Here is a 22811-nt window from a genome sequence, read left to right as displayed (position 1 = left end):
TGGCATCCATCTCCCTGTGGGAGGGGGTGTTCACTGGCATAAAAAATCAGTGGCGGTACTGGGCGCCGGTGTGCCGCTGGGGCAGGCGCGGGTGTTCGTGGAACAGTTTTTCCCGCAGGGTGCCGCTGTCGTAGGCGGTTTTGTACGAGCCGCGCCGTTGCAGTTCGGGGATCACCAGGTCGATGAAATCGACATAGCTTTGCGGGGTGACGATGCGGGTCAGGTTGAAGCCGTCCAGGCCGGTTTCGCCGATCCAGGATTCCAGTTCATCGGCCACTTGCTCGGCGCTGCCCACCAGGGTGATGTAGCGCCCGCCCAAGGCGTGCTGGTCGAGCAATTTGCGCCGGGTCCAGTCGTTGTTTTGCAGGATCTTGGTCGCCGATTGGATGGCGTTGCCCTTGACGTGCTGGATCGGTTCGTCCAGTGCGTATTGGGCAAAGTCGATGCCGGTGGAGCTGGAAAAATGCGCCACCCCCGCCTCGGCGCTGGCGTAGTGGCGGTACTCGGCCTGCTTGGCCAGGGCCTCTTGTTCGGTGGCGCCGACAATCACGTTCAGGCCCATGAACACCTTGATGTCGTTCGGGTTACGCCCGGCCGCGACGGCGCTGGCGCGTACCTTGTCCACCTGGGCCCGGGTCGCGGCCTTGTTCTGGCCGCTGATGAACACGCATTCGGCGTGCTGCCCGGCGAACTGCAAACCGCGCTCGGAACTGCCGGCCTGGAACAGCACCGGTGTGCGCTGCGGCGACGGCTCGCAGAGGTGATAGCCCTCGACCTGGTAGAACTCGCCGTGGTGCTCAACCTTGTGCACCTTGTCCGGGCGGGCGTAGATGCGCTGCACCGAATCGTTGATGACCGCGTCGTCCTCCCAACTGCCTTCCCAGAGTTTGTAGAGCACTTGCAGGTACTCGTCGGCCTGGTCGTAGCGCCGGTCATGTTCGACCTGCTCGCTCAGGCCCATGGCTTTGGCGGCGCTGTCGAGGTAGCCGGTGACGATGTTCCAGCCCACCCGGCCACGGCTCAGGTGGTCGAGGCTGGACATGCGCCGGGCGAACAGATACGGCGGCTCATAGGTGAGGTTGGCGGTCAGGCCGAACCCCAGGTGTCGGGTTACGGCGGCCATGGCCGAGACCAGCAGCAACGGGTCGTTGACCGGCAACTGGATGGCCTCCTTGAGGGGCACGGCCACCGAGTGCTGGTAGACGTCGTACACCCCGACGATGTCGGCGAGGAACAAACCATCGAACAGGCCGCGCTCCAGCAATTGGGCCAGTTCGGTCCAATACTCGAGTGTGTTGTAGTGGGTCGAGGTGTCTTGCGGGTGGGTCCACAAGCCGTGGTTGATGTGCCCGATGCAGTTCATGTTGAAGGCATTGAGGAGGATTTTTTTCTTCGCGCCCTGGCTCATCAGATCGTCCCCCGCAGTGGCGGGTTTGCGTCGTTGAGGTAGTAGTTGCCCACGGCGTGGTACTTCCAGCGCACCGGGTCATGCAGGGTATGCACGCGGGCGTTGCGCCAGTGGCGGTCCAGGCCATGTTCGGCCAGGGTGGCTTGGCTGCCGGCCAGCTCGAACAAGGTGCTGCCCGCCGCCAGGGACACTTCGGTGCTGATGGCCCGGGCCTCGGCGACGGCGATGGACGCGGCGGCCACGGTTTGCGTGTCGGCTTGGGCGTGGGCGCGGTCGAGGAATTCCCCGGCGCGCTCCAGCAGGGCTTCGGCGGCGTGCAGGCGGGCGCTGAGGTGGCCGAAGCTTTTCAGGGTCAGGGGGTCGTCGCTGGCCTTGTCGCTGAGGGCGTCGATCCACGGCCGGGTCTTGGTGCGCACAAAATGCAGGGCATCTTCAAACGCGGCGCGGGCGATGCCGGTGTCGATGGCGGCGTGCAGAAGCTGCGCCAGCGGGCCCACCGGCGTGGGGCGCTCGAAGGCACTCTGGAACGGGATCACGTCCTCGGCGGCGACGTAGACGTTGTCGAACACCACCGAACCGCTGCCGGTGGTGCGCTGGCCGAAGCCGCTCCAGTCGTCGATGACGGTGAGCCCGCGGCTGTCAGCGGGGACGAAGGCCAATTGCTGCACGCCGTGTTCGTCCACCACCGAGGTGGGGATGCGCTGGGCATAGATGGCCCCGGTGGCGTAGAACTTACGGCCATCGATGCGATAACCGGCGCCGTCGCGGCGCAGTTGGGTGGTGCGTTCGTGGGCGTTCTTGGTGCCCAGTTCGGCCAAGGCATTGCCAAAGCGCCGCCCGGCCAGCACCTCGGTGTAGAGGCGTTGTTGCTGGGCGGGGGTGCCGTTCACCCGCAGCACTTCGAGGGCGTAGAAGTGGTTCTGCGGGATCTGCCCCAGGGAGCCATCGGCCTGGGCGATCAGCGCGATGACCTTGGCCAGGGTGACGTGGGACACGTCTGCGCCGCCGTAAGCCTTGGGCACCGTGATGCCCCACAGCCCGGAGCGGGAAAACACTTCCAGCTCGGCGTGGGGCAAGCGGCGCTCGCGGTCGCGCAGGGCGCTGTCGCGTTTGAAGTCTTCGGCCAGGTCGCTGGCGACGATCAGGGCTTGCTCGTCGCTGGTAATCGCCGCGACGTGGGGGGAATAGGTCATGTGTTTCTCCAGAGATCTGGTCAAAAGTCTGCGGGGCGTCAGATCCAGGAATGCCTGGCCGGCACGCTGCCATTGAGGCGATAGGCGCCGATGGCGTGGTACTTCCAGCGCACCGGGTCGTGCAGGGTGTGCACCCGGGCGTTGCGCCAGTGGCGGTCGAGGTTGAATTCGGCGAGGGTGGCGCGGCTGCCCGACAGCTCGAAGAGCTTTTCACTGGCCAGTAGCGCCAGTTCGGTGGTCAGCACCTTGGCTTCGGCCACCGCGATGGACGCGCGGGCGGCCGACGCGACGGTTACCGGCGCCGCGTTGACTTCGTCTAGCACCTGGCCGGCCTTGCGCAGCAGCGCCTCGGCGGCGTGCAATTCGATTTTCAGTTTGCCGATGTCGGCAATCACGTAGAGGTCGTCGCTGGCGCGCTCGACGTTGGCGTCGATCCATGGCCGCGCCTTTTCCCGCACGAAGCGGATGCTGTCGTCGATGGCTTCGCGGGCGATGCCCAGGTCGATGGCGGCTTGGATCAATTGCGAGACCGCGCCCTGGGTCGTGGGGGTTTCGCTCAGGCGCCAGTTATCGATGACCAACTCGGCATCCACCGGCACGTTGTTGAGCAGCACGGTGCCGCTGGCGGTGGTGCGCTGGCCAAAGCCTGACCAGTCATCGACGATACGCAGCCCCGGCGTGCCCCGGCGTACGAACGCCATGACCTGCTTGCCGTCATCGTTGAGCGCCTTGACCGCCACCCAATGGGCGAAGAGGGCGCCGGTGGAGTAGAACTTCTGGCCGTTGAGCAGCAGGCTATCGCCCTGGGCGGTGAGGCGGGCCTTGAGGGTCAGGGTGTTTTGGGTGCCGCGTTCGGGGCCCGCGTTGCCGATGCGCCAGCCGTCGAGGATGCTTTTGAACAGCTGTTTTTTCTGCGCCTCGGTGGCGCTGTCGATCAGCACGTGGAGGATGCCGAAGTGGTTCTGCGGGATCTGCCCCAGCGCCGGGTCGGCCGCCGAGATAATCGCGAACACCTCGGCCACGGTCGCGAACGACACCTGCGGGCCGCCGTACTGGCGCGGCACCGAGATGCTGCCCAGGCCGCTGCGGGTGAACTGTTCGATTTCCGACCACGGCAAGCGCCGCTGCTGGTCGCGCCGGGCAGCGTGTTGGCGTGCGGTTTGCGCCAGCTCGCGGGCCGCCAGCAGGGCTTGGGCGTCGTTGCGCAGCACTTGGGCGGGCAGCAGCAGCGGGGCGATGTCCAGGTCGCTGGACAGGGGTGCATCGGCCAGTGTGGACATCAGCGCCGCTCCTTGGCTGCACGCAATGCCCTGGCGTTATGCACTGGGGAAATTGTGTTCCGGACCATACCTACCTCACATCTCATGGAACGCCGCCGATGGGCGGCGAAAACGAAAACAAGAATGTCCGGTGGTCCGGTGCATATACCCTAAGCGCGTATAAATAATTAATAAACTAACTTTTAGGAATATGCATAGAAGGTCAGAACGAGGCTTCGGGGCAAGGCAGGCCCGCCCCTGTAGCCATTGGCGGCTACAGGGGCGAGGGTCAGCCGCGCCGGGTTTCGGCGGCTTGCAGCGCGGGCCTGGCGGGGATCTGGTAGGGGGTGGCACAGCCGATGCGCAGCTTGCGCGGCGGCGCCCAGCGTGAGTTGTTGCCGGCGCGGTCGAGGATGCAATAGGTGATTTCCAACTGGTTGTCTTCGCCGGCCTCCAGGATCACGGCCGGCGGCACCCAGATGTTGATCGGCTTGCCCACCTCGTCGGCGCGCACCTTGGGCAGGTCCAGGCGCACGTCGCCCCAGCGCAGGGTGATTTCATCCTCGGCGGCCATGTTCAGGTACGGCGCGATGGTCAGTGGCACGCCGCGTTTGACCTGGTTGGCGTTCACCCCCTGGCGGCGAATGGCGCCAGGGATGGCCAAGGGTTCCAGGCTCTGATTCTCGTCGCCGCACAGGGGCGATGGCTGGCCCCCGGGGCAGTCGAGCTTGACCTGCACCCGCCGCGCCGCCGAGAGCAGCGGGCCGTGGCCCACGTGCATGAGGCGGTAGTGGACGCACGATGTGCCGTTGCGGATAAAGCTTTCGGGGACCCGCAGGCTGATGGTTTGGCCGATGTCGGCGGCTGCCAGCACGGTGGAGGTGACATAGCAGTCGTCCCAGAACAGCTCGATCAGGTCACCCTCATCCATGCCAGGGTAGGGCGCGATATCGATGAGCAGGTGGGCGGCGTTGGTCGCATTGACGTTGTGCTTGTGGGAACAGGACAGGCTGGGAGCAGCCAGCTCGGGTTGGGGGGCGGTACGGGTCATGGTGTTCTCCTTGAAACAGTGCAGCGAAGTCCGTTTCTGAACGGCCCTGGATGTTGAAAAGGAACATCCGTGGGGCGTCATAAGTTGCGCGTTCAATATGGGTGCGGTTGGAGTTTAAGTTGTTGTGGGGTGATCGGTATTAAACAGATAAGTGCTTACTTGTTACAGTGTCAAGGGCGCGCGGGAGTGAACTTGTAAATAGAGATTTGTTCAGAAAACTCCTACTTAGAATTGGCATTAAGCGCTGGCCCTTAGCGAACTTTATGCCGATATAGCCGCGTTGAAATGGAGGTTGTAAGCGCTGCTGTAGACGGGGATAAGGGCGTGTTGTTACAAGCGCTGGGTGAATTTAATGTTGCTCGATATAGATATGTAGTGCCTGCGAAGTTCTAGAGTGTGAACTTCGATAAGTTATACCGATTTAATAAGGGTGCGAGCGCCGATGAGTGGAGTATGCCGGTAAGGAAGAGAAATAAAAATTCATTGAGTTGAAATGAAACTTTAGGGTGCGACAGAGTTCGGTAACTTGCTCGAAAACTCTCGGGTGCGCCCATGTTGGGGGCGGCAAACAATGCCTTGTTCAGCACTCACGCCTTTATCGAAAAACCCTGGCAGGGGCTGTGGCTACCTCACCTGGCTTGTTGTTGAGCGCCGGCCAGCACCACGGCGGCGGAGTTCAGGCCGCCGCTGCCAGGAGTGACTGCCAACGGCTTATGCCCGAATGTGCTGGCCACCATACAAACGGTTCTTAAACGGCGCTGGGCGGCGTGCCGTAAAGTGGAGGCCATTTTTGCCGCCGTCAGTGTGAGGAGTTCTACCGTGAGTGCGCGATCCAGCCATTGGCAATTGCAGACCATCGTCGGCCAACTGCGGGCCGCCCGCGATCAGTGGCGTTCGCAAAATGGCCGCATCAGCGGCGAGCAGGGCGGGCGGGAATTACCGTCCCGGGCGGCGATGGCCGAGATCCTCGAAGCCTTGTGCGGAGCGTTGTTCCCCATGCGCCTGGGGCCGGTTGACCTGCGTGAAGAGAGCGAGGACTTTTACGTCGGCCACACCCTGGACGTGGCGCTGAACGCGTTGCTCTGCCAGGCGCGCCTGGAGTTGCGCTACGTGGCGCGCCAGAGCGCCCGGGTCGATGAAGAGGTGGAGGCCCGCGCCATCGCGTTGATCCAGGACTTCGCCCTGGCCCTGCCGGGCCTGCGCAGCCTGCTGGATACCGACGTGCTGGCCGCCTACCATGGCGACCCGGCCGCCCGCAGCGTGGATGAAGTGCTGCTGTGCTACCCCGGCATTCTGGCGGTGATCCACCATCGCCTGGCCCACCACCTGTACCGCGCCGGGTTGCCGTTACTGGCGCGCATCAGTTCGGAAATAGCCCACTCGGCCACCGGCATCGACATCCACCCCGGCGCGCAGATCGGCCCTAGCTTCTTTATCGACCACGGTACGGGCGTAGTGATTGGCGAAACGGCGATCATCGGCGAGCGGGTGCGCATCTACCAAGCCGTGACCCTGGGCGCCAAGCGCTTCCCGGCGGACGAGGACGGCCAACTGCAAAAAGGCCACCCGCGCCACCCGATTGTCGAGGACGACGTGGTGATCTACGCCGGCGCCACCATCCTGGGGCGTATCACCATCGGCCAGGGCTCGACCATCGGCGGCAACGTCTGGCTGACCCGCAGCGTTCCGCCCGGCTGCAACCTGACCCAGGCCAACCTGCAACATGATGATGGGACGCAGAAGTAGGGGCTGGGCAATAGAGATCGCCGGTGGGAGCAACTGTCTTACCCCTGCCATTCGTCACCGCCACTTAGGCTGCCATCGCGAGCAGGCTCGCTCCCACAGAGGAAAAATGAAAATCCCACCCACACCACAGTAGGGCTGTGGTGTGGGTTGGTTTTCGGTTCAGGCAACGTGCTCTGTGGGAGCGGGCCCAGCCCGCGATGGTGTTTGGCTAGCCATCGCCTCGCTGCCGACGGTTTTAACGCTGAACGAAACTGTTTACCCCACGTCATACCCTTCCTTGAGCTAGCGTACGAAAGTACTGGCGAGCCTTACGATTAGTCCTCGAACCCTATCCATGTTTAACTTGAACGCTCGTTCAAGTTAAACCGGTGGTTCGCTGCCCGTACACAACAGGAGGCTTGCCTTTGCTGAGTCCGTTTTTTTCGGCCCCCTTTTCCATCCCTGAGGTGCATCGTCCATGAGTGCATCGTCTACTCCTACCTCCGGCCAGATGCGCATGAATGCGCCGGTGTTCTATTTCGCAGCCAGTTTCATCCTGGTGTTCGGCCTGGTGGTGATCGCATTCCCGCAGGAGGCCGGCGCCTGGTTGCTGGCGGCGCAGGACTGGGCGGCCAATACGGTCGGCTGGTATTACATGCTGGCGATGACCCTGTATCTGGTCTTCGTGGTGGTCACCGCGCTGTCTGGCTACGGCAAGATCAAGCTCGGTGCCGACCACGACGAGCCCGAGTTCAGTTACCTGTCATGGGCCGGGATGTTGTTCGCGGCGGGGATCAGCATCACGCTGTTTTTCTTCTGCGTTTCCGAACCCCTGACGCACCTGCTGCAACCGCCCCAGGGCGAGGCTGGCACCGCCGATGCGGCGCGCCAGGCCATGCAGGTGCTGTTTTTGCACTGGGGCCTGCACGGCTGGGGTGTGTTTGCCTTTGTCGGCATGGCCCTGGCGTACTTCGCCTACCGGCATAACCTGCCGCTGGCCCTGCGTTCGGCCCTGTACCCGTTGATCGGCAAGCGCATCAACGGCCCCATCGGCTATGCGGTGGATGGCTTCGGCATCATCGCCACGGTGTTTGGCCTGGGCGCGGACATGGGGTTTGGCGTGCTGCACCTCAATTCCGGCCTGGATTACCTGTTCGGCATCGCCCACACCCAATGGATTCAGGTCGGCCTGATAACCCTGATGATGGGCGCGGCGATCATCGTCGCCGTCGCTGGCGTCGATAAAGGCGTGCGGGTGATGTCCGACATCAACATGCTGCTGGCCTGCGCGTTGCTGTTGTTCGTGCTGTTCGCCGGGCCCACCCAGCACTTGCTCAACACCCTGATCCAGAACCTGGGCGACTACCTCGGCGCCTTGCCGGCCAAGAGTTTCGACGTGTACGCCTACGACAAGCCCAGCGACTGGCTGGGCGGTTGGACGGTGTTCTATTGGGCCTGGTGGATCGCGTGGTCGCCCTTTGTCGGGCTGTTTATCGCGCGTATCTCCCGGGGCCGCACGATCCGCGAATTCGTCTTCGGCGTGCTGCTGATCCCTCTGGGGTTCACCCTGGCCTGGATGTCGATTTTCGGCAACAGCGCCATCGATCTGGTGCTCAACCACGGCATGAGTGCCTTGGGCATGTCGGCCCTGGAAAACCCGTCGATGACCCTGTACCTACTGCTGGAAACCTACCCCTGGGGCAAAACCGTGATCGCGGTCACGGTGTTCATCAGCTTTGTATTCTTCGTCACCTCGGCGGATTCCGGCACCGTGGTGCTGTCCACGCTCTCGGCCCGGGGCGGCAACGCCGATGAAGACGGGCCCAAGTGGCTGCGGGTGTTCTGGGGCGCGATGACGGCCCTGGTGACCAGCGCGCTGCTGTTCGCCGGCAGTATCGATTCGCTGAAGTCGGCGGTGGTGCTGACCTCGTTGCCGTTCTCGATGATCTTGCTGCTGATGATGTGGGGCTTGCACAAGGCGTTTTACCTCGAATCCCAGAAGCAGATCGCCCAGTTGCACTCCCTGGCACCGGTTTCGGCCTCGCGCCGGGGCAAGGGTGGTTGGCGCCAGCGCCTGAGCCAGGCGGTGCATTTCCCTTCGCGCGATGAGGTTTACCGCTTCCTCGACACCACGGTGCGCCCGGCCATCGAGGAAGTGACGGCGGTGTTCGTCGAGAAAGGCCTGAACGTCGTCGCCCAGCCCGACCCGGCCAACGACAGCGTCAGCCTGGAGATCGGCCATGGTGACGAGCACCCGTTCGTGTACCAGGTGCAGATGCGCGGTTACTTCACGCCGTCCTTCGCCCGCGGCGGCATGGGCCCCAAGGAACTGCGTAACCGCCGCTACTACCGGGCCGAAGTGCACCTGGCCGAAGGCAGCCAGGACTACGACCTGATGGGCTACACCAAAGAGCAGATCATCAACGACATCCTCGACCAGTACGAACGGCACATGCAGTTTTTGCATTTGGTCAGGTGAGGTTGGGGAGGCTCATCACGAGCGCGCCTATGCCCACAGGGCATTACGTAACCCCTGTGTGGTGATGGCGGTCTAAAGGCTTGCCAGGAAGCTGACCGCGGGCTGTCCAGACGTTCCGGCGGATACGATCAGCGAAATCCTCCTCGAACATGCCCCCGTGCGGCGTCCAGCAGGCTGCTGCGGCGTTTGCCGGGCGGCAGACGCTCGATGCCGTGGAGAATCTGCGCCATGGTGATGGCGCTGATGTACAGATCACTGGCTACTTGCTGCTCTACCCAAAGCGAAACGACGAGCGCGGGTGGTGGCCGCATCAGCTCGGAAAGTAGGTTGGTGTCGAGCACAATCATTGTCCCAGGTCCACCACGCGGGGCGCGTCGCTGCGCGCGGGCAGATCAAGTTCCACGCCACCCACCTCGGCGAACCGCGCGCGAATGCGGCTGCCCAAGCCATCGCCGCTGGCCGCCTTGTTCAGTGCCTTGTGCAAAATCAAGCGGGCCTCTTCTTCCATGGAATGACCGCTGTGCGCTGCCTCGACCCGCAGTTGCTCTTTCACGCGGTCGTCTAGGTTGCGAATAGTCAGACTCGCCATGGTGCCTCCCGCTGCAATCAATGAAGTCATTGCGCTGTCAGCGGGCCGGCGGCTTGCCGTTGGTCATTTGCCGGCTAAAACGGCACATCCCCCAAAATCGTCGCTCGCTGCATCACCCGACGCTGCGGGCGGTAGTCGTCCACGGCGTAGTGCTGGGTGACGCGGTTGTCCCAAAAGGCGATGTCGTTGGCCTGCCAGCGCCAGCGCACGATGAATTCGGGGCGGGTGGCGTGGGCGAAAAGGAATTTGAGGAGGGTTTCGCTTTCGCTGCCGCTCAGTTCGTTGATGCGGCTGGTGAAGCCCTCGCTGACGAACAGGGACTTGCGCCCGCTGACCGGGTGGGTGCGTACCACGGGGTGGGACACGGGCGGGTTTTTCTGGCGTGCTTCTTCCCAACGCGCCAGGTCGGCGGGGGTGGTGCCGTAGCGCTCCACCGGGAAGGAGCGGGTGAAATCGTGGGTTGCCGTCAGCCCGGTGAGCAGGTTTTGCAAGGGTTTGGACAGTGCCTCGAATGCCGCGATGCCGCTGGCCCACAAGGTATCGCCGCCCACGGCGGGCAGCAGTTTGGCGCTGAGCACCGCGCCCATGGCCGGGTTGGGCAGGAAGGTCACGTCGGTGTGCCAGATGGCGTTGTCGCCCACGTCGGTGACGGCGGTGTCGAGGATCAGCACTTCGGGCTGTTCCGGCACGTTGGGGTAGATCGGGTGAATGTGCAGATCGCCGAAGTTCGCCGCAAATCGCGCTTGCTGCTGAGGTGTGATCGGCTGATCGCGGAAAAACAACACCTGGTGCTTGAGCAGCGCCTGCTCAATGGCGTCCCGTTGTTCCAGGTTCAGCGGTGCGCTGACGTCGACGCCGCTGATCTGCGCGCCGAGGGCCAGGCTTATAGGGGTGATGGTCAGGCTGCTCATGGGGTTCCCTTTGAGTGTGTGGCGCCGAGCGCTCGGCGGTGATTAATGGGCCTGGCCGTGCCACGGCACCAGTTTGCGTTGCAGGGCGCGCAGGCCCATTTCCATGGCGAAGGCAATCAGGGCGATGACCAGAATCCCCAGCACCACCACATCGGTGACCAGAAATTGCGCCGCCGACTGCACCATGAAACCCAGGCCACTGGTGGCGGCGATGAGTTCGGCGGCCACCAGGGTGGACCAGCCCACACCCAGGCCGATGCGCACGCCGGTGAGGATGTCGGGCAGGGCGCTGGGCAGGATCACATGGCGAATCAGTTGTGTGCGGGTGGCACCCAGCGATTGCGCGGCGCGCAGTTTCGCCGGGTCCACGGTGCGCACGCCGGTGGCGGTGGCGATGGCGATCGGGGCGAAGATCGCCAGGTAAATCAGCAGCACCTTGGACAACTCGCCAATGCCGCACCAGATGACGATCAACGGCAGGTAGGCCAGGGGCGGAATCGGCCGGTAGAACTCGATCAGCGGGTCGAGGATGCCGCGGGCGATACGGTTGTGGCCGATGGCGATGCCCACCGGCACGGCGGTGAGCACGGCAAAGCCCAGGCCCAGGCCGATGCGCCCCAGGCTCGCGGCCAGGTGCTGCCACAGGGTGGAATCCATGTAGCCGCTGGTGGCCAGCAACCAGCCCTTTTGCAGAACGGCCGAGGGCGGCGGCAAAAACAAAGGCTCGATCAGGCCGCTGGCGGTCACCGCCCACCACAGGGCGAGCAGCGCCAACAGCGTCAGCACGCTGATGGTGCGGGTGCCGAGGCTGCGGCGCGGGGCGCCGGCGGGTGCCGCGTGGCCGGCAGGTTTGGCGACGGTGGCGGGGAGTTCGTAGCTGCTCATGCGCGCTCCTGGCGTTGGGAGAACACGCGGCTTAGCACATGCTCACGGGTTTCGATAAAGCGCGGGTCGGACTTGATCGCCCGCGCCGATTCGCCGGCGGCGTAGCGCTGGCCGAAATCCAGGCTCAGGCGCTCGACAATCTGCCCGGGGTTGGGCGCCAGCAAAATCAGGTCGGTGGCCAGGAACACCGCTTCTTCGATGTCGTGGGTAATCAGGAACACCGGTTTGGCGGTGCGCCGCCAGACTTGCAGGAGCAACTCCTGCATCTGTTCGCGGGTGAAGGCATCGAGGGCACCGAACGGCTCATCCATCAGCAGCACACGCGGGTCGGCGGCCAGGGCGCGAGCTAGGCCGACGCGCTGTTTCTGCCCGCCGGAGAGCTGCCAGATACGCCGTTGGTCGAACCCGGCCAGGTCCACCAGGGCCAGCATCTCGCGGGCGCGGCTGTCCCGTTGTACGCGGGGCACGCCGGCCAGTTCCAGGCCGAAACCGACGTTGGCAAGCACGTCCTGCCAGGGCAGCAGAGCATCGTCCTGGAACACCACGCCGCGCTCGGCACTGGGGCCTTGCACGGGCACGCCGTCGAGGGTGATGCGCCCGGCGCTGGGGGTGACGAAACCGGCAATCAGGTTCAACAGCGAGGTTTTGCCACTGCCGGATGGGCCCAGGGCCACCAGCAGTTGCCGGGGCCCCAGGTTGAGGGTGATGTCGGCCAGCACCGGCTCGGGGCTGCCCGGGTACTGTGCGCTGATGCGCTCCAGTTCTAACAAGGCCATCGCGGTGTACTCCGGGTCAGTTGGGGATGAACAGGGCGCTGACGTAGGGCGCGTAGTCCGGCAGCACGGCTTGCACCTTGCCCTGCGCCTTGAGGGGCGCGTGGGTGGCTTTTGCATAGCTGCCGTCGGCCCGGGCGACTGTGGCTGGGGCCACGGTGGTGTGGTACGCGACGGTGAGGTCCGCCGCGTGGGCGAACAGGCTGGCCGCCGCCAGGGTTAGGGCCGCCAGGAGGCGAAGGGGGGCGTGCAGTTTCATCGTGAAGCTCCTCATCAGGCGGCCGAGGTTTCGGCTGATGAGGAGACTAAATGATCTAAGAATTCAAAAATAAATAACTTTTTAGAATTAGCTTATGAGCAAGGCGCGCGGCGGTGGGGGTTTTGTGCCAGCGCTTAACCTGTGGGAGCGAGCCTGCTCGCGATAAGGCTGGGGCAGGCGCTGCATATGTACTGGCAAGGAGGCCGCGAGCGCGAGCGGAGCGCCGCCCGGCCAGCTCCCACCGTCAGTTACTGATGGCCAGAATGCTCGCCTGGTAGGAACCGACAAATACGTCGAAATCGCCCACCTCGGTTTGCTCCAGTTCGGTTTGCTGGGCCAGGGAGCTGCGGGCCAGTTCTTCAAAGCGGGCCTGGTCCTCGGTGCTCAACGGCTCGCGGCGGAAGAATTCGGCGTGGGCCTGGCTCTGGCGCATGGAGAACTGGGTGAAGCTTTCCTGGTGCTCGGCCATGGCGGCCAGGACCTGGGCCGAGGGGGTCAGCGACGGGTCGCGGACCTTCGCCATTTGCGCATCCAGGGCCTTACTGTGGGCGTTGCCGCCGTGGCTCTGGTCGAGCAGGGCGGCCAGCGGGGCGATGTTCTCCAGCAACTCGGCGGCCCATTCCTTGAGGTCCACGGCCTGGCCATTGCGCTGCAATTGCAGGCCCGGGCGGCGGCCTTCCTTGACCACGCTGAGGAAGTTGGAGGTGCAGTTGCCGCATTCGTTGTTCTGGAACAGCGGGCTCTCGTTCAGGGCGCAATACAGCAAAAACGCATCGAGGAAGCGCGACTGCGGCAGGTCGATGCCCATCGGCAGGAACGGGTTGATGTCCAGGCAACGTACTTCGACGTACTGGATGCCGCGCGCCATGAGGGCCTGGATCGGCCGCTCGCCGGTGTAGGTGACGCGCTTGGGGCGGATGTTGGAGTAGTACTCGTTTTCGATCTGCAGGATGTTGGTGTTTAGCTGCACCCACTCACCGTCCTGATGGGTGCCGATTTCGACGTAGGGCGCGTAGGGCGTGGCCACGGCCTTGCGTAGGCTGTCGGTGTAGCTTTCCAGGTCGTTGTAGCAGGGCGTGAGGCCAGCCTGGGCGTTGCTCTGGTAACCCAGGTCGCTCATGCGCAGGCTGGTGGCATGGGGCAGGTAGAGGGTGTCGGCGTCCCACTGTTCGAGCTGGTGGGCGCGGCCCCGCAGGAAACCGGCGTCCAGCGCCGGCGAGGCACCGAACAGGTACATCAGCAGCCAGCTATAACGGCGGAAATTGCGGATCACGGCGATATAGGCGGCCGACTGATAGTCGCGGTCGGTGCCGACAAAACCTTCGGCCTGCTTGAGCAGCGGCCAGATTTTTTCCGCCAGGGAAAAGTTGTAGTGGATCCCGGCGATGCACTGCATGGTCTTGCCGTAGCGCAGCGCCAGGCCCTTGCGGTAGACGTACTTGAGCTGGCCGATGTTGGAGGTGCCGTAATAGGCGATCGGGATATCTTCCTCGGCCGGCAACGGGCACGGCATCGATGGACTCCACAGGTACTCGTCGCCGAGCTTGCTGTAGGCGAAACGGTGGATCTTGTCGAGGCTGGCCAGGGTGTCTGCCGGGTCGGGCAGGGCCGGGGTGATGAATTCCAGCAGCGACTCGGAATAGTCGGTGGTAATCAGTTCGTTGGTCAGCGCGGCGCCCAGGGCTTCGGGGTGCGGCGTCTGGGCCAGGCGGCCGGCCTCGGTGACGCGCAGGCATTCGCGTTCGATACCGTGCAGGCACTGTTGGAGCACCGAAAGGTTGGCGTGCTCGCTGAGCAGGGCCAGGCGGCGGTTGAGAAGTTCGCTCAAGTTGGATTCCTTCACGCGTCAGTCGCCCCAATATGGGGGTGGGCAGGACGGTCTACAAGGGTGAAGTAGAAACTGGCGTTTTCGCCTGGTTTTAGAGCCGGATCGGCCCGCATTGAAAATGCCGACTTCCATTCGTGAAATTGGCTACTGCGGATGAAGAAAATTCCGACGCCGCATTTGCAGCGCCGAAATTAACCCAAATCCATGACCGGCAGCTATAGCGTTGCGAAGGTGCCTTGCGCCTTAGCGACCAGTTTGTCGCCCTGCATCACCTCGGCTTCGACCACCAGCGTGCGCCGGCCCGGGTGGATGACCCGCGCGATGCACTGCACCTCGCCGCTGTCCACGGCGCGGATGTAGTTGATCTTGCACTCGATAGTGGCGCTCTGCTGGTCAAAGCCGTGGCTGCTGGAACACGCCAGGCCCATGGCGATATCCACCAGGCTGAACAGCGCCCCGCCATGCAACTTGCCACCGCGGTTGCGCAGTTCTGGCGCCAGCGCCAGGGCGACTTCGGCCACACCGCCCTCCAGGCGCAGCAAGCGGCAGCCCAGCAGTTGGCTGAATGCGCTTTGCACCACCTCGGCGGGGGCGGCCATCAACGCTTCTTCAACTGCTTGGCGTTGGCGAACAGCGATGCCATGGCGTTGTTGCTCGCCGCCGGCGCTGGTGCTTCCTTGCGTGGCGCGCTGCCTTGGGACTGGCGCGGTGCAGAGCCTGGGCGCGAGCCACGGGCGCCGTCGATTTTCTCGCCCGGAGTGTCGCCCATGCGCATCGACAGGCCCACGCGTTTGCGCGGGATATCGACCTCCATGACCTTGACCTTGACCACGTCGCCAGCCTTTACCGCTTCGCGCGGATCTTTGATGAACTTCTCCGATAATGCAGAGATATGCACCAGACCGTCCTGATGAACGCCGATATCCACGAACGCACCGAAGTTGGTGACGTTAGTGACGACGCCTTCGAGGATCATGCCCAGTTGCAGGTCCTTGAGGTCCTCGACGCCGTCCTGGAATTCGGCGGTCTTGAACTCGGGCCGGGGGTCGCGCCCTGGTTTTTCAAGCTCTTGCAGGATGTCGGTGATGGTCGGCACGCCGAAGGTTTCGTCGGTGTACTTTTTTGGGTCCAAGCGCTTGAGGAACGCGGCATCGCCGATCAGCGAGCGGATATCGCGCTCGGTTTCGGCGGCGATGCGCTGTACCAGCGGATAAGCCTCGGGGTGGACCGCCGAGGCGTCCAGCGGGTTGTCACCATTCATCACGCGCAGGAAGCCTGCCGCTTGCTCGAAGGTTTTTTCCCCAAGGCGCGAGACTTTTTTCAGTGCGGCGCGGGTCTTGAAGGCGCCGTTCTCATCGCGGTGGGTGACGATGTTCTGCGCCAGGGTGGCGTTGAGGCCGGAGATGCGCGCCAGCAGCGCCACGGAGGCGGTATTGACGTCCACGCCCACGGCGTTCACGCAGTCTTCGACCACGGCATCCAGGCCGCGGGCCAGTTTCAACTGCGACACGTCGTGCTGGTACTGGCCGACACCAATGGATTTCGGGTCGATTTTCACCAATTCCGCCAACGGGTCTTGTAGGCGCCGGGCAATGGACACCGCACCACGGATCGACACGTCGAGATCCGGGAATTCCTTGGAGGCCAGCTCCGAGGCCGAGTACACCGAAGCGCCCGCCTCGGACACCATGACCTTGGTCATTTTCATCGCCGGGTACTTCTTGATGAGCTCGGCGGCCAACTTGTCGGTTTCGCGGCTGGCGGTGCCGTTGCCGATGGCGATCAGGTCCACTGCGTGCTTGGCGCACAGAGCGGCGAGGATGGCCAGGGTCTGGTCCCATTTGTTGTGCGGCACGTGGGGGTAGACGGTGGCGTGGTCCAGCAGTTTGCCGGTGGCATCGACCACCGCCACCTTGCAGCCGGTGCGCAGGCCCGGGTCCAGGCCCAGGGTGGCGCGCGGCCCGGCGGGGGCGGCCAGCAGCAGGTCGTGCAGGTTGTGGGCGAAGACGTTGATCGCCTCGGTTTCGGCGCCGTCGCGCAACTCGCCCAGCAGGTCGGTTTCCAGGTGGGTGTAGAGCTTGACCTTCCAGGTCCAGCGCACCACTTCACCCAACCATTTGTCGGCAGGACGGTTCTGGTTCTGGATGCCGAACTGCTGGCCGATCATGCCTTCGCACGGGTGCATGGTGCCCGGCAATTCGTCGCCGACCTTGAGCGCGGAGCTGAGGATGCCCTCGTTGCGGCCCCGGAAAATCGCCAGGGCGCGGTGCGATGGCATGCTCTTGAGCGGTTCGTCGTGCTCGAAATAGTCGCGGAACTTGGCGCCTTCCTCTTCCTTGCCAACGATCACGCGGGCACTGAGGGTGGCTTCCTGCTTGAGGTAGTTGCGCAGTTTTTCCAGGAGGTTGGCGTTTTCGGCGAAGCGCTCCATGAGGATGTACTTGGCGCCTTCGAGGGCGGCCTTGACATCGGCTACACCTTTTTCCGCGTTGACGAAGCGTGCGGCCTCGGTTTCCGGGGTTTGCGTCGGGTCGTTGAACAGGCCGTCGGCCAAATCGCCCAGGCCCGCTTCCAGGGCGATCTGGCCCTTGGTGCGGCGCTTTTGCTTGAACGGCAGGTAAAGGTCTTCGAGGCGGGTCTTGGTGTCGGCGAGTTTGATATCGCGGGCCAGTTCCGGGGTCAGCTTGCCCTGCTCCTCGATGCTGGCGAGGATACTGACGCGCCGTTCGTCGAGTTCTCGCAGGTAACGCAGGCGCTCTTCCAGGTGCCGCAATTGGATGTCATCGAGGCTGCCGGTCACTTCTTTACGGTAACGGGCGATAAAGGGCACCGTGGAGCCCTCATCCAGTAGGGCGACGGCCGCTTCGACCTGTTGCGGGCGGACACCGAGTTCCTCGGCGATGCGGCTGTTGATGCTGTCCATAAAACCACCTGAAAAATTGTGAAAGCAGGCCCGCACCACCGGCTTAAGGGGGGCGCGCGCCTGGTTGAGCGGCCTGGCCGGCACCGCTGCCTGGATCGACAGGCAGCCTGTGGACCCGTGAAATCGAACGTTTACTGCGCGACCCGTGAAAATGGATAACGGCCACCGACAGTAACGATCAGACATTGCCCTACACAAAAGGCGGCGCATTATAACCAGCGATCTGTGCTTCGGGGGCATTGCACCGCGTAGGCACAATGGCTGGATTGCTGGCGCCAGAGGAAAAATCTGCTAACAATGCACACGGTGCGTATAACGGCAGCTACGCCATAATGCGCGCCGAGATCACAGGAGCATCCAATGAGCAGCACTGCACACACTGCTGAAGGCGAAAAAATTCTCATCGTTGACGACGATCCGGGGCTGAGCAGCCTGCTGGAGCGTTTTTTCGTCAGCAAGGGCTATCGCGCACGCGCGGTGCCGAACACCGAGCAAATGGATCGTCTGCTGGCCCGCGAGGTGTTCAACCTGGTGGTACTCGACTTGATGATGCCCGGCGAAGATGGCCTCAGCGCCCTCAAACGCATGCGCAGCCTCAAGAACCAAATTCCGATCATCATGCTGACCGCCAAGGGCGATGAGCTGAGCCGGATCAATGGCCTTGAAAAAGGCGCCGACGATTACCTGGCCAAGCCGTTCAACCCGGATGAGTTGATGGCTCGCGTCAAAGCGGTGTTGCGCCGTCAGTCGGCACCGGTACCTGGCGCGCCGGGTAGCGAAGACGAGAGTGTGACCTTCGGCGATTACGAACTCTCCCTGGCAACCCGCGAACTCAAGCGTGGCGACGAAGTACATATGCTCACCACGGGTGAGTTCGCCGTGCTCAAGGCTCTGGTGATGAACGCCCGCCAGCCGCTGACCCGCGACAAACTGATGAACCTGGCCCGCGGTCGCGAATGGGATGCCTTGGAGCGTTCTATCGATGTACAGATTTCCCGTCTGCGCCGGATGATCGAGCCTGACCCGTCCAAGCCACGCTACATCCAGACTGTCTGGGGTGTCGGCTACGTGTTTGTCCCGGATGGCACTGCGACCAAGTGACCGGTGATTTGTAGGAGTGAGCTTTTCGGGCCCTGTCGGATACCGGTAGCCCCGCAGGTCGCCCTCCGCAATTTTGCGAGCGCTGCTCGCTCCTGCAAAGTGTGTAGCTGTCGTCTATGAAGACCCCACTGTGGTTCCCCCAAAGTTTTTTCTCGCGCACCCTTTGGCTGGTGCTCATTGTCGTCCTGTTCTCCAAGGCACTCACCTTGGTTTATCTGTTGATGAACGAGGACGTGCTGGTAGACCGACAGTACAGCCACGGGGTTGCCTTGACCTTGCGTGCTTACTGGGCTGCTGACGAAGCCAACCGCGAAAAAATCGCCGATGTCGCTGGGCTGATCCGCGTGGTAGGCGCCGGTGTGCCGGAAGGCGAGCAGCATTGGCCCTACAGCGAGGCCTATCAGCGCCAAATGCAGTCTGAGCTGGGCGCTGACACCGAGGTGCGCTTGCGCATGCAGGCACCCCCAGCGCTGTGGGTACGGGCGCCGAGCCTGGGGGATGGCTGGCTGAAGGTGCCGCTTTATCCGCACCCATTGCGTGGTCAGAAAATCTGGAACGTCTTGGGCTGGTTCCTGGCCATCGGCCTGTTGTCCACTGCGTCTGCCTGGATCTTCGTCAGCCAACTCAACCAACCCCTCAGGAGGCTGGTATATGCCGCCCGCCAACTCGGCCAGGGCCGCAGCGTGCGCTTGCCCATCAGCGACACCCCGAGCGAGATGGCCGAGGTGTACCGTGCGTTCAATCAGATGGCCGAGGATGTCGAACAGGCTGGGCGTGAGCGTGAGCTGATGCTCGCTGGCGTGTCTCACGACCTGCGCACGCCCTTGACGCGCCTGCGTTTGTCCCTGGAACTGATGGGCGACCACAGCGACTTGAGCGACGAAATGGTGCGCGATATCGAGGACATGGACGCAATTCTTGACCAGTTTCTGGCATTTATTCGCGACGGTCGTGACGAGTCGGTAGAGGAAGTCGACCTCAGTGATCTGGTGCGCGAGGTTGCGGCCCCCTACAACCAGAATGAAGAGCGCGTACGTCTGTGCCTGGAGCCGATCCAGCCGTTTCCGCTGCGCCGTGTGTCCATGAAGCGGCTATTGAACAATCTGATCGGCAATGCCTTGCACCACGCCGGTACGGGAGTTGAAGTCGCGGCTTATGTTTCGGGCGACACCAATGCACCGTATGTGGTGCTCAGTGTCATGGACCGCGGTGCGGGTATCGATCAGTCGGAGTTGGAAGCCATCTTCAATCCCTTCACCCGTGGCGACCGCGCCCGGGGCGGTAAAGGCACAGGTTTGGGGCTGGCCATCGTCAAGCGCATCGCGTCGATGCACGGCGGTAATGTCGAACTGCGCAACCGCACCGGTGGTGGCCTGGAAGCACGGGTGCGCTTGCCGTTGGGGCTCATGCTGCCGCGAGATGCAGTTTGACGGCAGCTGCAAGCGGCGAGCGATGAGCTGCAAGAGAGGTGCCATGCCTTGCTTTCCTCTTGCAGCTTGCAGCTAAAACCTTGCCGTTATCCTTTTCCTTTGGTTCGGGTCATGTTCGGCCCGCCATTCTTTTCCAAGTGCTGAATGATGATTCCCGCCACGTCCTTGTTGGTGGTGGTCTCGATGCCTTCCAGGCCGGGTGAGGAGTTCACCTCCATCACCAGGGGCCCGTGGTTGGAGCGCAGGATATCGACGCCTGCCACGCTCAAGCCCATGACCTTGGCTGCCCGCAGGGCGGTCATGCGTTCTTCCGGAGTGATTTTGATAAGGCTGGCGCTGCCGCCACGGTGCAGGTTGGAACGGAACTCGCCGGGCTTGGCCTGACGCTTCATTGCTGCGATCACCTTGTCGCCCACCACGAAGCAGCGGATGTCCGCGCCGCCCGCTTCCTTGATGTATTCCTGCACCATGATGTTCTGCTTGAGGCCCATGAACGCCTCAATCACCGACTCCGCCGCCGTCGCCGTTTCGCACATCACCACGCCGATACCCTGGGTGCCTTCGAGCACCTTGATGACCAGCGGCGCGCCGTTGACCATTTCGATCAGGTCGGGAATGTCGTCTGGCGAGTGGGCAAACCCGGTCACCGGCAGGCCAATGCCACGCCGCGACAGCAGTTGCAGCGAGCGCAGTTTGTCCCGCGAGCGGGCGATGGCCACGGACTCATTGAGGGGGAATACGCCCATCATTTCAAACTGACGCAACACCGCGCAGCCGTAGAACGTCACCGAGGCGCCGATCCGTGGGATCACCGCGTCGAAGCCTTCCAGCGGTTTGCCACGGTAATGGATCTGTGGCTTGTGGCTGGCGATGTTCATATAAGCACGCAGGGTATCGATCACCACCATCTCATGGCCGCGCTCGGTCCCCGCTTCAACCAAGCGACGGGTGGAATACAGACGCGGGTTACGCGACAGCACAGCGATCTTCATGCAACACCTGTGGCAGAGGTAGTGGAGGCCGGAAATACCGGTTTGTCTTGAACGTACTTGAGGCCCGGATTAACCACCAATTGGCCGGCGATCAGGGCTTTGGAACCGAGTAGTAAGCGGTAGCGCATGGACTTGCGGCAGGCGAGGGTGAATTCCACCTGCCAGACGCGATCGCCCAGGGCCAGGGGGGTGCGGATGACATACCGCACTTGCGCATGGCCGTTGGAGCTTTTTATCGTCTTGATCGCCACCAGCGGCGCTTCACAGTGGCGATGGCGCAGCTGCACCACGGTGCCCAAGTGGGCGTTGAAGCGCACCCATTTTTCGCCGCCGCGCTCGAAGGGTTCGATTTCGGTGGCGTGTAGGCTGGAAGTGCTGGCGCCGGTGTCGATCTTCGCCCGCAGGCCTGCCACTCCCAGGTCGGGTAGGGCGACCCACTCGCGTAGGCCGACAACGGTCAAATGGTCAAAAGTCTTCAAATAGGCTCAACCCGTAAAAAACCGTTCGCGCCGCAAGCGGCCGAATTTGCGGTATTCACGCAGAATAATGGGTAAAAGGCGACAGATATCTACGGCCCGCAGTGCCCGCCCTCAAGCGTCGGGCTGGGGCGCGGCATTCTAAACCGAGCGGGTGTCAGTCATGGCACAACAGAAACGGTAGTACAGTTCGGAAATATTTCAGAATGAGGAATTCCGATGGCACAAAAAAGCGAAGAGGATGACAAGGTTCGTCTGGATAAGTGGTTGTGGGCGGCGCGTTTTTTCAAAACCCGCGCCCTGGCCAAGGCGGCCATCGAGAGCGGCAAAGTGCATTGGCGCGGCGAGCGCTGCAAGCCCGGCAAAGAGCCTCGGGTGGGCGATGAGTTCCAGATCCGCGCCGGGCTCGATGAGCGCACGGTGGTGGTTTTGGCGTTGTCGATCGTGCGCCGAGGCGCGCCCGAGGCCCAGGCGCTATACGCCGAGACCGAGGCGAGCATCGCCAAGCGCGAAGCTGCCGCGGCCATGCGCAAGGCCGGTGCCCTGGGGGTGAGCACCGATGGCAAGCCGAGCAAGAAGCAGCGCCGCGACCTGTTCAAGTTCCGTGGCGCCAGTCACGCCGATTGACCGGCCAGCCACAGGGGGCCTAACTCACGCGGTGCGTACCACACTCAGGCGCGAGACCATGGGGATATGCCCCAGCAGCCGGAACAGCGGCTCGCTGACCCGCAACAGCGCCCCCGAGACCTTGGCCGCGAAGGGCGTGTAGTAACCCCAGCCGAGGGCCAGCACCGCCAGCAGGACACCGCCTATATAGTCGTCCTGGCCCCAATGGGCGCCAGCTACCAGGCGCGGCAGCATGAACAGGATCGCCAGGCCCCAGACCACCAGGCGTTGCCCCAGCGTGCGGCTGAACAGGCCCATGAACAGCGCCCAGATAATCAGCACTGAGGCGTGGTCACCGGGGAAGCTCTGGCTGGAACGGTCCTTGAGCTCCCAGGTTTTTTCCAGGCCCGGGAAATAGTCGCTCATGCGCACCGCGCCTTCGATCACCATGGACGGGCTGTGGTGCTGCCAGCCCATCTGGGCGGCTAGTTTGGAAAACAGCATGCGCACAAACAGCAACAGCAGCAGGATGGCGAGGAAGCCAAAGAACGCCTGGCGCACATGGATGGCCTTGAACACCCAGTCACCGCGAATCAGCAGCGCCAGTAGGATCACCCCCACTACCGCGTCGAACGGGCGCAGGCTGGCGACGGCCCAGGTGTGCAACCAGGCCGGATGGGTCGCCAATGGCGCATTGAGCAGGCCGAACAGCCACTCGTCGAAAATGACACAGAGCATCTGGCCCGTAGGCCACAACCAAAAACACAGCAGTGCAAGAGGTAGTAAGTTACACAACGCCAAGCGACCGAGGTTCCACCTTGCTTGGAACAAACCCGGATTGTTCATAAAATGCCTCCCGTGGCCGAACATTCATGCACCAAAATGGTGCTAGTCCGTGATTTTCGCCTCTCGTACACATTTTG

19 protein-coding genes and 2 pseudogenes are annotated in these 22811 nt (G+C 63.1%); 5 read left to right on the top strand and 16 right to left on the bottom strand.

Annotated features, from left to right (window positions below):
• Positions 1 to 46: 46 nt before the first annotated feature.
• The 4 genes from CKW13_RS13855 to CKW13_RS13840 all read right to left on the bottom strand — a co-directional run bounded on the left by CKW13_RS13855 (position 47) and on the right by CKW13_RS13840 (position 4911).
• Positions 47 to 1408: an LLM class flavin-dependent oxidoreductase gene (locus CKW13_RS13855; RefSeq protein WP_095109188.1), complete on the bottom strand. Its 1362-nt coding sequence runs from the start codon at positions 1406 to 1408 to the stop codon at positions 47 to 49.
• A complete protein-coding gene (locus tag CKW13_RS13850; protein WP_095109187.1) occupies positions 1408 to 2601 on the bottom strand; it encodes an SfnB family sulfur acquisition oxidoreductase in 1194 nt (397 codons plus the stop codon). Before CKW13_RS13850 ends, CKW13_RS13855 begins: the two co-directional genes overlap by 1 nt.
• Positions 2602 to 2639: 38 nt before the next feature.
• A complete protein-coding gene (locus CKW13_RS13845) occupies positions 2640 to 3881 on the bottom strand; it encodes an SfnB family sulfur acquisition oxidoreductase (protein WP_095109186.1) in 1242 nt (413 codons plus the stop codon).
• Positions 3882 to 4149: 268 nt separating this feature from the next.
• Positions 4150 to 4911 carry a hypothetical protein gene (locus CKW13_RS13840; RefSeq protein WP_095109185.1) on the bottom strand — a complete coding sequence of 254 codons (762 nt, stop codon included), beginning with the start codon at positions 4909 to 4911 and terminating at the stop codon, positions 4150 to 4152.
• Between the two features lie 819 nt (positions 4912 to 5730).
• On the opposite strand from CKW13_RS13840, the gene epsC reads away from it, so the two are divergent.
• Positions 5731 to 6657: a serine O-acetyltransferase EpsC gene (gene epsC / locus CKW13_RS13835; RefSeq protein WP_095109184.1), complete on the top strand. Its 927-nt coding sequence runs from the start codon at positions 5731 to 5733 to the stop codon at positions 6655 to 6657.
• Positions 6658 to 7153: 496 nt separating this feature from the next.
• Positions 7154 to 9115, top strand: a complete 1962-nt coding sequence (gene betT / locus CKW13_RS13830) for a choline transporter BetT (RefSeq protein WP_176465107.1) — start codon at positions 7154 to 7156, stop codon at positions 9113 to 9115.
• A 121-nt stretch (positions 9116 to 9236) separates the two neighbouring features.
• Here the strand turns inward: betT and CKW13_RS13825 are convergent.
• From CKW13_RS13825 to CKW13_RS13785, 9 genes and pseudogenes are all read right to left on the bottom strand, one after another.
• Positions 9237 to 9462, bottom strand: a pseudogene (locus tag CKW13_RS13825) (PIN domain-containing protein); the annotation flags it as partial.
• Entirely contained in the window at positions 9459 to 9704 is a 246-nt protein-coding gene (locus tag CKW13_RS13820; protein WP_095109181.1) for a plasmid stabilization protein, read from the bottom strand. The gene CKW13_RS13820 and the pseudogene CKW13_RS13825, both read right to left, overlap by 4 nt.
• Before the next feature lie 74 nt (positions 9705 to 9778).
• Positions 9779 to 10615: a taurine dioxygenase gene (tauD, locus tag CKW13_RS13815; RefSeq protein ID WP_095109180.1), complete on the bottom strand. Its 837-nt coding sequence runs from the start codon at positions 10613 to 10615 to the stop codon at positions 9779 to 9781.
• A 42-nt stretch (positions 10616 to 10657) separates the two neighbouring features.
• Entirely contained in the window at positions 10658 to 11500 is an 843-nt protein-coding gene (gene tauC, locus CKW13_RS13810; RefSeq protein ID WP_095109179.1) for a taurine ABC transporter permease TauC, read from the bottom strand.
• Positions 11497 to 12276 carry a taurine ABC transporter ATP-binding subunit gene (tauB, locus tag CKW13_RS13805; RefSeq protein ID WP_095109178.1) on the bottom strand — a complete coding sequence of 260 codons (780 nt, stop codon included), beginning with the start codon at positions 12274 to 12276 and terminating at the stop codon, positions 11497 to 11499. The genes tauC and tauB overlap by 4 nt, the downstream gene beginning before the upstream one ends.
• A gap of 91 nt (positions 12277 to 12367) precedes the next feature.
• Positions 12368 to 12532 (bottom strand): annotated as a pseudogene (gene tauA / locus CKW13_RS13800) (taurine ABC transporter substrate-binding protein); the annotation flags it as partial.
• Positions 12533 to 12776: 244 nt separating this feature from the next.
• A complete protein-coding gene (gene gshA / locus CKW13_RS13795; protein ID WP_095109177.1) occupies positions 12777 to 14360 on the bottom strand; it encodes a glutamate--cysteine ligase in 1584 nt (527 codons plus the stop codon).
• A gap of 215 nt (positions 14361 to 14575) precedes the next feature.
• Positions 14576 to 14959 carry a PaaI family thioesterase gene (locus CKW13_RS13790; protein ID WP_095109176.1) on the bottom strand — a complete coding sequence of 128 codons (384 nt, stop codon included), beginning with the start codon at positions 14957 to 14959 and terminating at the stop codon, positions 14576 to 14578.
• Positions 14959 to 17283, bottom strand: a complete 2325-nt coding sequence (locus tag CKW13_RS13785) for a Tex family protein (protein ID WP_095109175.1) — start codon at positions 17281 to 17283, stop codon at positions 14959 to 14961. The genes CKW13_RS13790 and CKW13_RS13785 overlap by 1 nt, the downstream gene beginning before the upstream one ends.
• A 360-nt stretch (positions 17284 to 17643) precedes the next feature.
• On the opposite strand from CKW13_RS13785, the gene ompR reads away from it, so the two are divergent.
• Entirely contained in the window at positions 17644 to 18384 is a 741-nt protein-coding gene (gene ompR / locus CKW13_RS13780; protein WP_095109174.1) for a two-component system response regulator OmpR, read from the top strand.
• Positions 18385 to 18500: 116 nt separating this feature from the next.
• Positions 18501 to 19814 carry an ATP-binding protein gene (locus tag CKW13_RS13775; protein ID WP_095109173.1) on the top strand — a complete coding sequence of 438 codons (1314 nt, stop codon included), beginning with the start codon at positions 18501 to 18503 and terminating at the stop codon, positions 19812 to 19814.
• An 86-nt stretch (positions 19815 to 19900) separates the two neighbouring features.
• On the opposite strand, the gene rimK is transcribed toward CKW13_RS13775, so the two are convergent.
• On the bottom strand, positions 19901 to 20806 hold the full coding sequence (gene rimK, locus CKW13_RS13770; RefSeq protein WP_095109172.1) for a 30S ribosomal protein S6--L-glutamate ligase: 906 nt from the start codon (positions 20804 to 20806) through the stop codon (positions 19901 to 19903).
• Entirely contained in the window at positions 20803 to 21267 is a 465-nt protein-coding gene (locus CKW13_RS13765; RefSeq protein ID WP_176465106.1) for an ATP-dependent zinc protease, read from the bottom strand. Before CKW13_RS13765 ends, rimK begins: the two co-directional genes overlap by 4 nt.
• 234 nt (positions 21268 to 21501) lie before the next feature.
• Here CKW13_RS13765 and CKW13_RS13760 point away from each other — a divergent pair, with 234 nt between their 5' ends.
• Positions 21502 to 21909, top strand: a complete 408-nt coding sequence (locus tag CKW13_RS13760) for an RNA-binding S4 domain-containing protein (RefSeq protein ID WP_095109170.1) — start codon at positions 21502 to 21504, stop codon at positions 21907 to 21909.
• Positions 21910 to 21933: 24 nt separating this feature from the next.
• Here CKW13_RS13760 and CKW13_RS13755 read toward each other — a convergent pair whose 3' ends face one another.
• Positions 21934 to 22734 carry a phosphatase PAP2 family protein gene (locus tag CKW13_RS13755; RefSeq protein ID WP_095109169.1) on the bottom strand — a complete coding sequence of 267 codons (801 nt, stop codon included), beginning with the start codon at positions 22732 to 22734 and terminating at the stop codon, positions 21934 to 21936.
• Between the last annotated feature and the right edge of the window lie 77 nt (positions 22735 to 22811).

Origin of the sequence: Pseudomonas sp. Irchel 3E20, from assembly GCF_900187645.1 — a bacterium.
Lineage (GTDB): Bacteria > Pseudomonadota > Gammaproteobacteria > Pseudomonadales > Pseudomonadaceae > Aquipseudomonas.
This window is presented reverse-complemented; position numbering and strand designations above follow the sequence as displayed.